This is a genomic window from Prevotella amnii DSM 23384 = JCM 14753 (genome assembly GCF_000378745.1).
GTDB classification, from domain to species: Bacteria; Bacteroidota; Bacteroidia; order Bacteroidales; family Bacteroidaceae; genus Prevotella; species Prevotella amnii.
In genome coordinates, this window is the sequence record NZ_KB905270.1 from 34,451 (window position 1) to 48,321 (window position 13,871).

Sequence of the window (13,871 nt, forward strand, 5' to 3'; positions counted from 1 at the left end):
CTATTTTAGTTAATGAAACGTAGTTCAATCATTAATATTTTTTTCTTTTAAAGATTTACTGTATAATTGTCTTGTATCAGCTCCCCACATTAGTTTTTCACGTAAAGTATTAAAGAAAGTATTGTTTTCGGTCTTAATTATTTTTACTTTATGGTTAGCTTTTTGTATGGTTAGCGTTGTTCCTTCTTTCATTTTAACAGATCGTCCATCAATAGCTACCAAAAAGTTATGACTTCTGCTTTCTACATCTAATCTTATTTTCGATTCATCACTAACTACTATAGGACGCATATTTAAGCTATGTGGTGCTACGGGAGTTATGCTTAGCGTGTTAGTTTGTGGTACCATGATAGGTCCACCTATAGATAGTGAGTAAGCTGTAGATCCTGTAGGGGTGCTAATTACTAATCCATCAGCGAGGTAAGATGTAAGAAATTCTCCATTTATTTCTACATGAATAGATATCATAGAAGCTATATCGCGTTTTAATATAGCTATGTCGTTTAATGCAAAAGGATTAAAGATGACGTCTTTTTCATTGCATTTTAGTCTTATTACAGACCGTTCTTCTATTATAAAGTTGTTAGCGTAAATACTGTCAATAGTGCTGTTTAGCTTTTCTTGTGATATGTTAGCAAGAAACCCTAAGCGTCCCATATTTACTCCAATTATAGGTATTTGAAGGTTTCCTACGCGTCCAGCAGCTTTTAAGAAGGTTCCGTCACCACCTAAAGATATTATAAAATCAGCTTTAAAGTTAATTAAGTCGAAAGGTAGAACCTTATTCTTTATTTTTGTATTTAAGCTGTAATCAATGAAGTTAAGGTATTGCTTTTCAATGTATATGATAGCATTATAGGAAATGAGCTTCTCTATCAACTGATTTATCCTTGTAGGATTAGAAGCTCCAGACTTGCTGCCGAATATAGCGAAAGTAAGTTTTTTATCTGTCATAAAAAGCTGTTATTTTATAAATCTTTAGACTTGCTAATACCCCTAAATCATGAATATTTAGTATATTTGCAAGAGATATTATGTACAAAAGTATAATTTTTTATTGAAAGTTTAATATTAAAAAATAAATATTATGGCAAAAGTTTATGAGTTTTTAGCAACAGGCTTCGAAGAAATGGAAGCTATTGTGCCTGTAGATGTTTTTCGTCGTAGTGGTGTTGAGATATCTATGGTAAGTGTTACAGGTAGTAAGGTGGTAAAATCTGCACGTGGTGTAGGTATAGAGGCAGATGTTTTGTTAGAGGAAATAGCGAGCTTTGATGATGCTGACATGTTGCTTTTGCCTGGTGGTGTTTTAGGTGCTAACAACTTAAAAGAGCATAAGGAGGTACGTAAAATCTTGCTTAAGCAGTTTGAAAGTGGAAGATTTTTAGGTGCAGTATGTGCAGCTCCTTTAGTATTTGCTTCTATTGGCATATTAAAAGGTAAGAAGGCAACAATCTTCCCAGGTATGGAAGATAGTCTTATTAATGGTGCAGAGCCAACGAGAACATTGGTTCAGGTAGATGGAAATGTTATAACAGGGGCTGGTCCTGTAGCTGTTTTACCTTATACTTATGAGCTATTGAGCCATCTTTTACCAAAAGAAGAGGTGGAAAAGGTTAAGAAAGCTATGTTATATGACAGAGTGTTAGCTGGCACAAAATAGCTTTTATGGAAAAATATGCTATTATAGTAGCAGGTGGGAAAGGTCTGCGCATGGGTATGGAAGTGCCAAAGCAATTTCTGCCCGTGGCAGGTTTACCTGTTTTAATGCGTACTATACGGTGTTTTCGCGAATATGATCCACAAATAAAGGTAATCCTTGTCTTGCCCAAAGAGCAGCAAGAATATTGGCATGACTTATGTTTGAAATATAATTTTTCAGATTATTACGAATTAGCTACAGGTGGATCTACTCGTTTTCAGTCGTCTAAGAATGGTTTAGATCTTATCCCTGATGCTGCTAAAGGCTATGTAGCTATTCATGATGGGGTGCGTCCTTTTGTTTCTAAAGAAACTATTTTGAGATGTTTTAAAGCAGCCCTTACTTATAAAGCAGTTATTCCTGTGTTGAAAGTTACAGATACTTTACGATATGTTTCGGTAGATGGTAGTTCGGAAACAGTGCCAAGAAGTAGCTATTGTTTGGTGCAGACACCACAGGTGTTTGATATATCTGTTGTTAAGAAGGCCTATTGTCAGGACGAAGATAGCAGGTTTACTGACGATGCAAGCGTAGTGGAAAGTATTGGGCAAAGGGTTAAAATGGTAGAAGGAAATAGGGAGAATATTAAGCTAACTACACCTTTCGATCTTAAGATAGCTGAAAAGCTTTGCTACGATAAATAATAAATATATAAAAGTAGTATAAATATTTTGTTAGACATACTCGATCAAGACATTATGTATTTGCCCGGTGTAGGGCCTCGGCGAAAGGATATACTAAGTAAAGAACTTGGTATAAATACTTATCGTGATTTGTTAGAATATTATCCATATAAGTATATTGACCGAACAAAGGTATATCTTACTTCGGAGTTGTCGTTAGATATGCCTTTTGTGCAGCTCAGAGGTAAGATTCTTAGTTTTGAAGAGTATGATATGGGAAAACGAAAGAAACGCATAGTAGCACACTTTTCTGATGGTCATGGTGTGTGCGATTTGGTATGGTTTAATGGCATACAGTATATATATAAAAATTATAAAATAGGCAAAGAGTATGTAGTTTTTGGTAAGCCAGGGTTTTATAATGGTCGTTTTCAGTTTACACATCCTGATATTGATGATGCATCACAATTGCAGTTAAACTATATGGGTATGCAGCCTTTTTATGTTACAACAGAGAAAATGAAGAATGCTTCGCTTAGTTCGCGAGCTATAGAAAAACTAACCAAAACACTTATTTCTAAGCTTGTTTCTCCGTTAGAAGAAACCTTACCTCCTTTTATTATAAGCCATCTTAACCTTATATCTCGTGATGAGGCTTTTAGAAAAATACATTATCCAAAGACAGTAAACGATACGCAACGTGCAAGAATGCGTCTTAAGTTTGAAGAGTTGTTTTATGTACAGCTTAATATTATGCGTTATGCCAGTGAGCATCGTCGTAAATATAGAGGATATGAATTTAGGCGAATAGGTGAGCAGTTTAATTGGTTTTATCATAATAACTTACCCTTTGCATTAACCAATGCACAAAAAAGAGTTATTAAAGAGATTCGTGCCGATATGGGAAGTGGTAGGCAGATGAATCGTCTTCTACAGGGAGATGTTGGCTCTGGTAAAACGCTTGTAGCTTTTATGTCAATGCTTATAGGTATAGATAATGGTTTTCAGGCTTGTTTTGTGGCTCCTACAGAGATATTAGCAGAGCAACATTTACAGACTATACGTGAGTTTTTACATGATATGAATCTTAATGTGGAGCTGCTCACAGGTATTGTAAAGGGTAAGAGGCGTAAGTCGGTCTTAGAGGGGTTAGTAAACGGAACTATAAATATACTTGTAGGAACGCATGCTATCTTTGAGGATAATGTACATTTTCAGAAATTAGGAATAGCTGTTATTGATGAGCAGCACCGCTTTGGAGTGGCACAGCGTGCGCAGCTTTGGGCAAAGAGCAAACAGCCTCCTCATATATTAGTGATGACAGCTACACCTATACCACGTACATTGGCTATGACTATTTATGGAGATTTAGATGTTAGTGTTATTGACGAATTACCCCCTGGACGTAAACCTATAGAAACTATTCATAGATATGATGACCAAATGACAAGTCTTTATCATGGCATAAGGCAGCAGGTTAGTAAAGGCAGGCAGGTGTATATAGTGTTTCCTCTTATTAAGGAAAGTGAGAAGAGCGATCTTAAAAACTTAGAAGAAGGCTTTAATACTTTGCTTGAAGTGTTTCCTGATTACCACCTAAGCAAGATACATGGCAAGATGAAAGATAAAGAGAAGGAGGAGGAAATGCAGAAGTTTATTCTTGGGCAAACTCAGATTCTTGTAGCAACTACCGTGATAGAAGTGGGCGTAAATGTGCCTAATGCAAGTGTTATGATAATCCTTGATGCGCAGCGTTTTGGGCTTTCACAGTTACATCAGTTGCGTGGAAGAGTAGGGCGTGGTGCCGATCAAAGCTATTGTGTTCTTGTTACTAATCGTAAGCTGACCAAGGAAACCAAGAAGCGCATTAATGTTATTTGCGATACTAATGATGGGTTTGCTATATCTGAAGCCGACTTGAAGCTCAGAGGTCCTGGCGATTTGGAAGGTACTCAGCAAAGTGGCATTGCCTTTGATCTCAAAATAGCTGACATTGCTCGTGATGGACAGCTTGTGCAGCTGGCACGTGATGAGGCGCAGAAAATAATAGAATCAGACCCTGAATGCTCTAAAGAAGAGTATAAGATGTTGTGGGATAGATTAAAAATGTTAAGGAAAAATAATATCAACTGGGCTGCAATATCTTAGTAAATATAGGTTCTTTTCTTGTGAAATGCTTTTAATACCTATGTTTGTATATGTTTTTAAGATGTTTATAATGTGTTGGTAGTGTGTTAAAAGCATCATAAAAACTGTTAAGCTGTAAGAGAATCCACTCATTTTTTTTTATCTTTGCAAAGCTGACTTTTACAAGGTAATGTCTTATATAGGTGTGTTTTTTATATTAACCTTATAACTTTACTGAATGATCAGTACCCTTTGATAAATAAAAATAGTATTTTAACGAAGCAATTTTTATGAAGATAAAGAATATTATCAAGTCCACATCCTTGTGCTTTTTATTGGTTTTTTCGAGCCAATCGATAAAGGCACAAGATAAATTAGCAATGCAAGCACCTATAGATCGTCGTGTAAACCCACTTGACACACTTGTTATAAACCGTTTAAAGGAAACAGAAGAATTTGAAGCACCAGCTTCTGAACTTTATGATAGTTGGGATAATACCTATGCACATCGTCCTACTACTCTGCCTGAAGTATATAAGATAGATCTTAGAGGTTTTGTAATGCCTACTCCAAGCCGTGTTATTACAAGTAACTTTGGTCGTCGATGGGGTCGTAATCATAGAGGTTTAGATATAAAGGTATATATTGGCGATACTATCCGTTCTGCTTTTTCAGGGCGTATTCGTATGGTAAAATATGATGCTAATGGTTATGGTAAGTATGTAGTTATTCGTCATAATAATGGTTTAGAAACTATTTATGGGCATCTTTCACGCCAGTTGGTACGTGAAAATCAGTATGTGCAAGCTGGTCAGCCTATTGGATTAGGAGGGAATACGGGGCGTTCCACAGGTTCTCATTTACACTTTGAAACACGTCTTTGTGGTGTAGCTTTAAATCCTGCTTTGTTTTTCGATTTTGCAAATCAAGATGTAACGGGAGATTATTATGTGTTCCGTCGTGGCAACATGTCAAGTGAGTCTGCTCGTGCCACTGCTTTACGTGGTACTAATTCCAGCTTACCTTATAGCAGACAGAACATTCAAGGCAATGGCAATTACCGCACTCGTCCAAAGGCTTATGCCAAAACGAAAGCAGAGGAGTATAATACAGATTATGCCAGCAGAACCCCGCAAGCTACTTATAGCAACGCAAGTGAGCGCTTGTTTTATCACAAGGTAGCAGAGGGAGAAACTTTAGCTTCTATAGCTGAGCTACATGGAGTTTCAGTAGAGCAGATTCGTCGTGCTAATGGTTTGAAAAAGTTTACTCATATCGCTGTAGGTGAGTTGCTAAAGATTAGTAAATAAGAAGCCTTATTTATATAAGAGATATAGTGTGTAAAGCTTTTTGTTATACTATTTACCCACTCTTCATTTAGTGATACTTTTTTAATATAGCCTGTAATAGTAGTTGGTAAGAATTTAAAAGTATAGCTTTTTATTGTTAGAAGAAGGTATTTTGTTTAGTAAAAGATAAGACATAAGGACTAAAAATAATTTATTTTTAGTCCTTTTTTAATCTATTTTTGTATCAAAAATAAGTTATTTTTAGTATGTTTGCACTATATATTTTCACCTAAAATATTATGTTTTTATATAGTGTAGTGTGCTTTTTATAGTATAGAAGATTATTCTTATTTGTGTAAATAGGTTACTAACAATTGTATTGTTTTCGTTAAGTTTGGTGTCATTTATAATAAAAAAAATGTGGGATAACCTGTTTTAAAGGCTATCCCACAAGGTGTTTTCTCTATTTTAATTTTAGTTGATAGTGATAGTAAAATATTTTATTTAGTTTTGATACTATCTTCCTTAAAGGAGTCGGAAATGCTTTTTCCTAATTTTTTAAAGAACATTTTCCCTCCTTTTTTTATTTCTTTCCCAGCTTTGCTGGCATCTTTCCACTCGCTTTTAGCTATTTTACCTATACCTTTTCCAAACTCTTTTAGTCCGCGTTTTATTTGTTGCTTTCCTGTATTAATATCTTTATACTTATCAGTTTTTGCCGGCTTTGGTGTAGATAATCTTTTTGTGCATACTGTTTTGTATGTAGTAGTTGCTGTATTTGTTACTTTTTTTGCAGATTTTGTAGTACTGTTATTGTTTTTTGCTATTTGTGTGGCATTGCTTTTAGTACTATTGTTTTGGCTTTGTGCATAAGTATACATACTTATGGTAGTTAGAGCCATGATGAAAGAAGTCTTTAATATGTTCATGTTTTTTTTATTATTTTATTGTGTATATTTTTTATATTTATGTGTATCTATTTGTTTTTCTTTATTTTATAAAATGATGTATTAAGAATCTAAGATGGTGTAATGATGTTTTAAAAGTGCCATAGTGTTTGCACATTATTTTATATCGTTCTATTAATGATGCTCTATGGTGTAATGTTGTTTGTCCTTCTTTTAGATAATTAGCTACCACAGTATGTACGTTTTTTATCAATAAGCCGCGGCGCTCTCCTTCTTTCATAACATTAATACACCAATCAATATCTGCAGAATAATGATATTTAGTATTATAAGGCAGGGCTTTGGCAATATCTGTTCGTGCATAAAAGGCTTGATGACAAACAAGCATACCTTCTTTAAACGATTTCCATGTAAGGTCTTCAGGTGGTTCTTTCTGACGATGATACAGAAAGATGCCATCTTTATCAATGATGTCCGTATTGCCATATAATACTGCAGGCATCTCTTCACCATCTCCCGGCTCAGCAATTATAGCCACTTTTTTAAGTGTCTCCACTTTAGGAAATCTATCGCCAGCGTTTAGGAATATGATATAATCGCCTGTAGCTTTTTGCAGTCCTTTATTCATAGCATCATAAAGTCCTTTATCTGGTTCGCTCTGTATGATTATGGTGTGTCCATTGTCGGCTTTGTTAGAGAGCTTCTGATAGTTGAGTGCTATTTGTAAGGTGTTGTCCTTAGAAGCACCATCTATGATGATATGTTCTATGTGTGAATAGTTTTGCATAAGAATACTGTCTAAAGTAGGTTGCAAAACTTTCTCAGCATTATATGTTATGGTTACAACAGAGAATGTTATCATAATTTATAGTTTTTATAAGCTAAAGCTTCATAATATAGGTTGATATACTGTTCTGCTACATTACGTTCCGAATAGGTATGTATAACCTTTTCTATTGCAGCAGTAGAGAGCTGTGTGTAATTAGCATTGTTAAGCACCCACTTAATGCCTTGTGCAAGATCTTGAGGGTTGTGTTCCTTTGCTACATAACCATTATGTAAATGGTCTATCATTTCAGGTATTCCACCCACTTTAAAGCTTACACATGGCACACCACACGCCATAGCTTCCATGATAGTGTTAGGCAGGTTGTCTTCCCGTGTAGGTAGCACAAAGACATTTGCAGCATTGTAAACGTCTCTAATATTTTCTTTGTCTGATACATACCCAAGCGGATATGTTGGCAAGCTAAGTTGGTTGGCTATCTCTTCAGCGTGTCCACCGAGTATAGCTATGCAGCTGTTTTTTTTAATTTCCGGATACTCTTTAGCTATGTGGTTTATAGCTTCTATAAAAAGATCCATGCCTTTTCTGTTATCAGTAACACGTTGTGATACAAATAGAATAATATTTTTGTCGTTAGGCAGGTTTAGTTTCTTTCGAGCTTCATGCTTATCTAATGGTTTGAAAAAATGGGTGTCAATGGGGTTAGGTATGCTTTGTATAGTATGTTCTTTTAGCAGACTGCTATGCTTAGCCTCTTTACATAGCCACTTGCTACAGGTTACAAAGTATATGTGCCCTGAATTGTACACTTTGTTTTTTTTTGCCCAAATCTTTGCAGAAAGATCCTTTTCCGACCCGTTAGCTGGCAGTATAGGGCAATGTTGGCAGCTACTTTCGTAGCGTTTACACCTCTTAGGGTAGTGGCAAATAGAGGTAGCAGGCCAGAGGTCGTGCATTGTCCATACGACAGCTTTATCCGAAGTTATGATTTTTTTTATGCTATTTAGCGATAACATTCCCTGATTTATCCAAGCTAAGTGTATTACATCGGATTTTTTAAATACAGAAAGGGAAGTAATATCATTACCTGAATTGGCTATATCTATTTCGAAAAGATGTTTTTTTCTAAAATGTAGGTTAAAGAAAATACAAAGTCGTTCAAAAAGAAAGTAGATTTTTTGTAGGTAGTGTTTGTGAAGTTTTATCACGTTTGCATTATCGGTTTCTTTTTCTCTTACAAGCATTTTTGCTTCCACACCCATCTTGTTTAAGGCTTTGAGAAGGCGGTTAGATGCTACAGCGGCACCACCTGTTTGTTCGCTTGTGTTTACAATAAGAATGCGCATAATGCTATATAGTTTTAATTGATGTAGCTATTGCCTGTTAATATGTTATTATAATTAGGTGCAAACTTACATAAAAAGAGCGAACCTAACAAAGTTATTATATGTGTTTAATGTAAAAAAAGACATTTTTGTTAGGCTGTTTATCTTAATTTTTAGAAAGAATAGAGGAGGTAGTGCTTACAATGTTTAAAGATAATAATCATAAAAAAGAGGCAGCATAGGGCAAAAAGCTTTTAAAAACGTTAATAACTGTTTTCAAAACAACGAATATGGTTAAAAAAAAAAAACAATACTATAAAAATGTTTTCTTTATATTGGTTGTTTTAAATTTGCAAAAGAAACAAATTTATTTAAATATTACTTAATAAAACCATAGAGTAATGAGAGTAAAGGATATTTTATTTTTGATACTTTTTGTAGTATTTTTTAATGCCTGTACACCCAAAAATATTTATTATAGTACGTTTTCCACTACTGCGATAGCTAATAAGGGAATGGGAAAGTATGTTTTACGTGTGCAAGGTGTTGGGCAAACATATCATCAAGCTAAGGTTGATGCTGTACGCAAGGCTGTGTACGACGTCATTTTCAAGAACGTCAGCAGCTCTTATGGTGAACATAAAATGATACACCCCATTATTTCTAATCCATTGATAGAGCAGCAGTATTCTGACTTTTTTGATGCTTTTTTCTCTACTGGTGGCGATTATCTGAAATTTGTACACGAACTACGGTTAGAAAAAGACAAGTTTAAGCCACAAGCGCGACGCGGGGTTATTATGAATGTTATGGTAGATAGAGTTGCATTAGCTAAATATCTTAAAGAAAATCAAATATTTTAAATATAATAGTATTAATCAAATTTCTGTAAAAATGAGAAAAAAGTTACTTTTTGTAGCACTTCTTTTTGGAAGTGTTGTTTCTTATGCACAAGAAGTGTCAAAGGTGCCTACACAGGAAACATTTGACTATAACCGTTGTGCCATCTCTGTAATCTCTATGGGTGGTGGAGCTTTTACACAAGGTATTGACAGCTGTGAGTTTATGTCGGGCAAATTCGACATTAACAAAATACCATGTACGCAAATCGGCGTGGTAGGTAATGAGATTGTTGGCAAGAAGAAGCAGGTGCTTAAAGAAAAAGCAGAAGAGATACGTAAAGAGCTGTTGGCAAAGAATGTGGGTAAGCAAGTGTTGGATTATTGGTTGCAATACGATGGCAACGTGTTCAATTCATCTTTGCTCGCAAAGCGTACACGTTACAACAAAACAGACGCTGATGTGTTGAATGCTAACGTAGATAAGGTAAATACCTTAAATGCAGCAGACAAAAAACTGATAGGCAACTCTTATGTTGTCGTTTTGAGTGATAATGCTGATGGTAAAAGTGTAGATACATATGTGTTTAAGGCTGTTCTTAATGACACTGTTTTAACAGAGGTATGGAATAACTGGCTCGATAAAGATGCTTCTGCCGCAAATAAGAGCTTTTATGATAACCTAAAGGTGGATTTAGAGTTTGTGTATGCTGTAAACAACGCATACGAATCAAAGAATGACAATAAAGCCACTAAGCTTAAAGGTTTGTTCTCTAAAGGAAACAAGGAAGTTTCTCCTGATGACATAGACCCAGTGGCTACATTGAACAGTGCATTAGATGCTTTGGAGCGTAAGATAGACAAGTGGCAGGTAACCAGTACTATATTTGAGGTTAATCCTGTTGCGGCAAAAATAGGATATAAGGAAGGTTTGCGCAACTCTGACCGTTACCGTGTGTTTAAGGTAGTTGAGGACGAGAATGGTAACTTAGAATATAAGAAGGTAGGTTTCGTACGTGCTACTGAAGTCTTTGATAACAGAACCGACGCTATGGGCGAGACCGATTGCAGTAAGTTTTATAAGATATCTGGCAAGACGATGAAAGAGGGTATGTTCTTGAAAGAGAAGAAAGACTTGAAACTCTCTGTCAGCGTGTCAGGTGTGCTTGGAGGATATAACTATGCTCAAGTGGATATAGACTATCTTTTAAAAACTAAGAATACACTTGGCATGATGTATTTTACAGGTATATCTATAGGTTACCATATGGGAAAAAAGATTGTAGAAACAGGTTCTAAAACAGCTGATGAGTTGTTGCGTCCTCATTACATTCCGTTCTCATTGAATGGTGCTGTGGCTATTCACCCAATTCGTATTCTTGAGATTATGCCTAATGTTGGTATAGGTGGCGATTATTGCAGATTGTTGGGCGACACAAAGTCAGACAATGACAATTCTTATAGTAAGCGTATAGCATATTTCGCACATGGTGGCGTGAAAGTAGGCTTGCAGGTGTTCTATCCTGTACAGTTGTTCGTGCGTGCTGACTATTCATACAAGTTTAGCCAAGGTGAATGGTATATTGACACGCCTAACCGATTTGGAAAATTGTCTATAGGTGCAGGTGTTAAGGTTAATTTATAAACGTAGATGAGTAAAGTAAAAAAAATATTATTACTCTCTCTTGTAGCATTACTATTTATACCTATAGAAGGGAGATGTAAAAAAATAGATAAGAAAAAATATCTTGTAGAATGGGCAAACTATGAGGTTTCTACTGTTGCAGTGGGACAGAATGGCACCAAGCACCTCAAGGTGTGGGGATTTGGCAAGAATGTCGACAAGGCAATAGAGCAAGCCAAGAAGAATGCGGTGCATGCTTGTTTGTTCAGAGGAATACCCGGTTCAGCTAATGCTCGGGCTACTCCTGCAATATTCTCAAACCAAGGTAACGGACAGGTAGCGATAGATAACTTTGAGTATTTCTACAATTTCTTTGAGGATGCGAAAGAGTATTTGTCTTTTATCAATATTACTACAGATGGTGTTCCTTCAGGGCAAGATCGTAGAGAAGTAAAAAAAGGATATAAGGTAGGGCTGTATGTGCAAGTAATGTACGATAATCTAAGAGAAAAAATGAAAAGAGATGGCATTTTAAAGCAAGGCTCTTCAGGATTCTCTTATTAATATTCTTTCATATAAAGCAATCTATCGCATACGAAAGTTGCGGTAGGTTGCTTTTTCTTTTTATATATAAATATAGGTGTTAATAAAATAATTATTAAGTAATAATGAAAAAGTATTATGTTTTATTTTTAATGTGCTTTGTTTCTATAATAAGCTATGGTCAAGCTAAAAAGCCTAAACTAATGATTATACCTTCAAGATCATGGTGTACTCAGAATAAATTTATGAAGACTTACACTAATTTTGAAGGACAGCAAATAACAGAGCCAGACTTTCAAAAGGCATTTGATGAGAATCCTGACATTAGTATGGTGATCAGTGCTATGCAAGACTTTATGATTAAAGAGAATTATAAGGTTGCGGATTTAAAGACTATATTAGCAAAGATAAAGTCTCGATCAGCACGCGACAACATGACTACTGCTGGTGGTGGCTTGCAACAGTCAGCTCTTGATTTGCTCAATAAAACAGCAAAAGCTGATATCAATGTAGAGCTATATTATACTATTAAGAAAGATGGTCCATATAAATATGTAGAGTTTAATGTAGGTGCCACAGATGCTTATAGTGGTGAACCTATATCGCAAGGTAATATAGGTAGAGGTACTTCTGCTAATAGCACAGAGCTTGTTAATCAGTTAGAAGAAGCTGTATTGAGCTTTAAAGACAAGTTTATTGCTGATATGGATAGCTATTATCAAAGATTGTTTGAGTCTGGTAGGCATATTGTTGTGCGTTTGACATTAGCCAACAATTGCGATATTAATTATGAGAAGGAATATCAAGATAAGGAACTTAGCAAACTGATAGAAGATTGGGTTGCAGCGCATGCCATGAAAGGAAATTACAATATAGATAATAAAACCGAGAACGAAGTCTTCTTTGATGAGGTTCGTATACCAATGATTTATACTACTAATACAGGTCAAACAAGAGGTTCTACTGCAGATTGGTTTGGTACGGAGTTAAAAAAATACATAGAAGGAATTACTGGTGTAAAGTGTAAAATTGACGTAGTAGGATTAGGTGAGATAAATATCATTTTAGGAGGGAAGTCATGAATATAATAAAAGGTGTTGGGTTAATGATACTTGGCGTATTTACTTTAACAAGTCATGCACAGAATACGCAGCAGATAAGTATATCTCCATATATAGATGAAGCAAGTGGTATACCAAACTCTGTTGAAAGTGTAGTGTATAGTAGGTTGGGAAGTATAATTACGTCCTGCGGCTTTGCAAATGCATTCAACCAGCGTTTTGTACTTGTTCCAAAAGTAAGTGTAGTAACAGAGGATATAACTGATACGGCTCCAGTGATGTTTGCTTATACTTTAAATATCAATTTGTGTATTGGTGATGGAGTTGCTGGCACACTTTTTTCATCTAAAAATGTAGAGGTTAAAGGTGTTGGAGTATCAAAAAGTAAAGCTTTTATGCAGGCTTTTAGTATGCTAAATGGTCGCAATGCAGAGCTGAAAGATTTTGTTGAGAAAGCTAAAGCTAAGATTTTATTGTACTATCAATTAAATGGTGCGTCTATATTGCAACATGCTAAAATGCTGGCTGATAGACAAGAATTTGAAGCTGCAATATGCGAATTAGAAACTATTCCTTCAGTATGTGAAGATTTATATACGCAAGCTAATAATCTTATGCAGAGTATATATAAAAAGATGCTGAATCAAGAAGGTGAAAGAATGTTGGCAAAAGCAACTGCAATATGGAATGCTTCTCAAGACAAAGAAGCTGCTATGCAAGCTGGAGAACTACTTTCTCAAATTAATCCTCAATCGGCTGCGTATGAAAAAGCTAAAATACTTTTTGCTTCTATAAAGAAAAGGATAGCTGCCATTGACGCAAGAGAATGGAAATATACCTTGCAAGAACAGCGTAATGAATATGCATTAGAAAAGTATCGTATCTCTGCTATAAGAGCTATTGGTACGGCATGGGCAAAGAATCAGCCTAAGGTGATTTATCGTGTAAACAACTGGTGGTAATATGAGTAGATTTATAAAGAAAAGGAACTAAGTGTGTTGTATTTAGTAAAAACATAACAGAAATAAAGTAATTGCATAGAG

General features: G+C 35.4%; 13 protein-coding genes. 9 read left to right on the top strand and 4 right to left on the bottom strand.

Annotated features, from left to right (window positions below; genetic code table 11):
- Positions 1 to 24 precede the first annotated feature (24 nt).
- On the bottom strand, positions 25 to 954 hold the full coding sequence (locus F596_RS0103165; protein WP_019035834.1) for an NAD kinase: 930 nt from the start codon (positions 952 to 954) through the stop codon (positions 25 to 27).
- Between the two features lie 133 nt (positions 955 to 1,087).
- On the opposite strand from F596_RS0103165, the gene F596_RS0103170 reads away from it, so the two are divergent.
- The 4 genes from F596_RS0103170 (at position 1,088) to F596_RS0103185 (ending at position 5,762) form a co-directional block, all read left to right on the top strand.
- On the top strand, positions 1,088 to 1,663 hold the full coding sequence (locus F596_RS0103170; RefSeq protein ID WP_019035835.1) for a DJ-1 family glyoxalase III: 576 nt from the start codon (positions 1,088 to 1,090) through the stop codon (positions 1,661 to 1,663).
- Positions 1,664 to 1,668: 5 nt separating this feature from the next.
- Positions 1,669 to 2,346 carry a 2-C-methyl-D-erythritol 4-phosphate cytidylyltransferase gene (locus F596_RS0103175; protein ID WP_008447925.1) on the top strand — a complete coding sequence of 226 codons (678 nt, stop codon included), beginning with the start codon at positions 1,669 to 1,671 and terminating at the stop codon, positions 2,344 to 2,346.
- Between the two features lie 27 nt (positions 2,347 to 2,373).
- The gene (gene recG, locus F596_RS0103180; RefSeq protein WP_081618423.1) at positions 2,374 to 4,473 is read left to right on the top strand and encodes an ATP-dependent DNA helicase RecG; all 2,100 of its coding nucleotides are present in this window, start codon (positions 2,374 to 2,376) and stop codon (positions 4,471 to 4,473) included.
- A gap of 269 nt (positions 4,474 to 4,742) precedes the next feature.
- Positions 4,743 to 5,762 (top strand): M23 family metallopeptidase, encoded by a 1,020-nt coding sequence (locus F596_RS0103185; protein WP_019035837.1) that lies wholly within the window; start codon positions 4,743 to 4,745, stop codon positions 5,760 to 5,762.
- A 479-nt stretch (positions 5,763 to 6,241) separates the two neighbouring features.
- Here the strand turns inward: F596_RS0103185 and F596_RS0103190 are convergent, their stop codons facing one another.
- From F596_RS0103190 to F596_RS0103200, 3 genes are all read right to left on the bottom strand, one after another.
- The gene (locus tag F596_RS0103190) at positions 6,242 to 6,670 is read right to left on the bottom strand and encodes a hypothetical protein (RefSeq protein ID WP_026302358.1); all 429 of its coding nucleotides are present in this window, start codon (positions 6,668 to 6,670) and stop codon (positions 6,242 to 6,244) included.
- Between the two features lie 61 nt (positions 6,671 to 6,731).
- The gene (locus F596_RS0103195) at positions 6,732 to 7,511 is read right to left on the bottom strand and encodes a glycosyltransferase family 2 protein (RefSeq protein ID WP_019035839.1); all 780 of its coding nucleotides are present in this window, start codon (positions 7,509 to 7,511) and stop codon (positions 6,732 to 6,734) included.
- Positions 7,508 to 8,782: a glycosyltransferase family 4 protein gene (locus F596_RS0103200; RefSeq protein ID WP_008447940.1), complete on the bottom strand. Its 1,275-nt coding sequence runs from the start codon at positions 8,780 to 8,782 to the stop codon at positions 7,508 to 7,510. The genes F596_RS0103195 and F596_RS0103200 overlap by 4 nt, the downstream gene beginning before the upstream one ends.
- A gap of 380 nt (positions 8,783 to 9,162) precedes the next feature.
- Between F596_RS0103200 and F596_RS0103205 the strand changes: the two genes are divergently transcribed.
- From F596_RS0103205 to F596_RS0103225, 5 genes are all read left to right on the top strand, one after another.
- Positions 9,163 to 9,624, top strand: a complete 462-nt coding sequence (locus tag F596_RS0103205; RefSeq protein ID WP_019035840.1) for a hypothetical protein — start codon at positions 9,163 to 9,165, stop codon at positions 9,622 to 9,624.
- A gap of 31 nt (positions 9,625 to 9,655) precedes the next feature.
- Positions 9,656 to 11,245, top strand: a complete 1,590-nt coding sequence (locus F596_RS0103210) for a hypothetical protein (RefSeq protein WP_019035841.1) — start codon at positions 9,656 to 9,658, stop codon at positions 11,243 to 11,245.
- Positions 11,246 to 11,251: 6 nt separating this feature from the next.
- Positions 11,252 to 11,788 carry a hypothetical protein gene (locus tag F596_RS0103215; protein WP_019035842.1) on the top strand — a complete coding sequence of 179 codons (537 nt, stop codon included), beginning with the start codon at positions 11,252 to 11,254 and terminating at the stop codon, positions 11,786 to 11,788.
- Positions 11,789 to 11,892: 104 nt separating this feature from the next.
- On the top strand, positions 11,893 to 12,849 hold the full coding sequence (locus F596_RS0103220) for a DUF6175 family protein (protein ID WP_024992613.1): 957 nt from the start codon (positions 11,893 to 11,895) through the stop codon (positions 12,847 to 12,849).
- Positions 12,846 to 13,790: a hypothetical protein gene (locus tag F596_RS0103225; RefSeq protein ID WP_019035844.1), complete on the top strand. Its 945-nt coding sequence runs from the start codon at positions 12,846 to 12,848 to the stop codon at positions 13,788 to 13,790. Before F596_RS0103220 ends, F596_RS0103225 begins: the two co-directional genes overlap by 4 nt.
- Positions 13,791 to 13,871: the final 81 nt, after the last annotated feature.

Excerpts from the sequence above, each read along its gene's own strand:
- F596_RS0103165 (WP_019035834.1), bottom strand. The coding sequence starts at position 954 with ATGACAGATAAAAAACTTACTTTCGCTATATTCGGCAGCAAGTCTGGA.
- F596_RS0103170 (WP_019035835.1), top strand. The coding sequence starts at position 1,088 with ATGGCAAAAGTTTATGAGTTTTTAGCAACAGGCTTCGAAGAAATGGAA.
- F596_RS0103175 (WP_008447925.1), top strand. The coding sequence starts at position 1,669 with ATGGAAAAATATGCTATTATAGTAGCAGGTGGGAAAGGTCTGCGCATG.
- F596_RS0103185 (WP_019035837.1), top strand. The coding sequence starts at position 4,743 with ATGAAGATAAAGAATATTATCAAGTCCACATCCTTGTGCTTTTTATTG.
- F596_RS0103190 (WP_026302358.1), bottom strand. The coding sequence starts at position 6,670 with ATGAACATATTAAAGACTTCTTTCATCATGGCTCTAACTACCATAAGT.
- F596_RS0103195 (WP_019035839.1), bottom strand. The coding sequence starts at position 7,511 with ATGATAACATTCTCTGTTGTAACCATAACATATAATGCTGAGAAAGTT.
- F596_RS0103200 (WP_008447940.1), bottom strand. The coding sequence starts at position 8,782 with ATGCGCATTCTTATTGTAAACACAAGCGAACAAACAGGTGGTGCCGCT.
- F596_RS0103205 (WP_019035840.1), top strand. The coding sequence starts at position 9,163 with ATGAGAGTAAAGGATATTTTATTTTTGATACTTTTTGTAGTATTTTTT.
- F596_RS0103210 (WP_019035841.1), top strand. The coding sequence starts at position 9,656 with ATGAGAAAAAAGTTACTTTTTGTAGCACTTCTTTTTGGAAGTGTTGTT.
- F596_RS0103215 (WP_019035842.1), top strand. The coding sequence starts at position 11,252 with ATGAGTAAAGTAAAAAAAATATTATTACTCTCTCTTGTAGCATTACTA.
- F596_RS0103220 (WP_024992613.1), top strand. The coding sequence starts at position 11,893 with ATGAAAAAGTATTATGTTTTATTTTTAATGTGCTTTGTTTCTATAATA.
- F596_RS0103225 (WP_019035844.1), top strand. The coding sequence starts at position 12,846 with ATGAATATAATAAAAGGTGTTGGGTTAATGATACTTGGCGTATTTACT.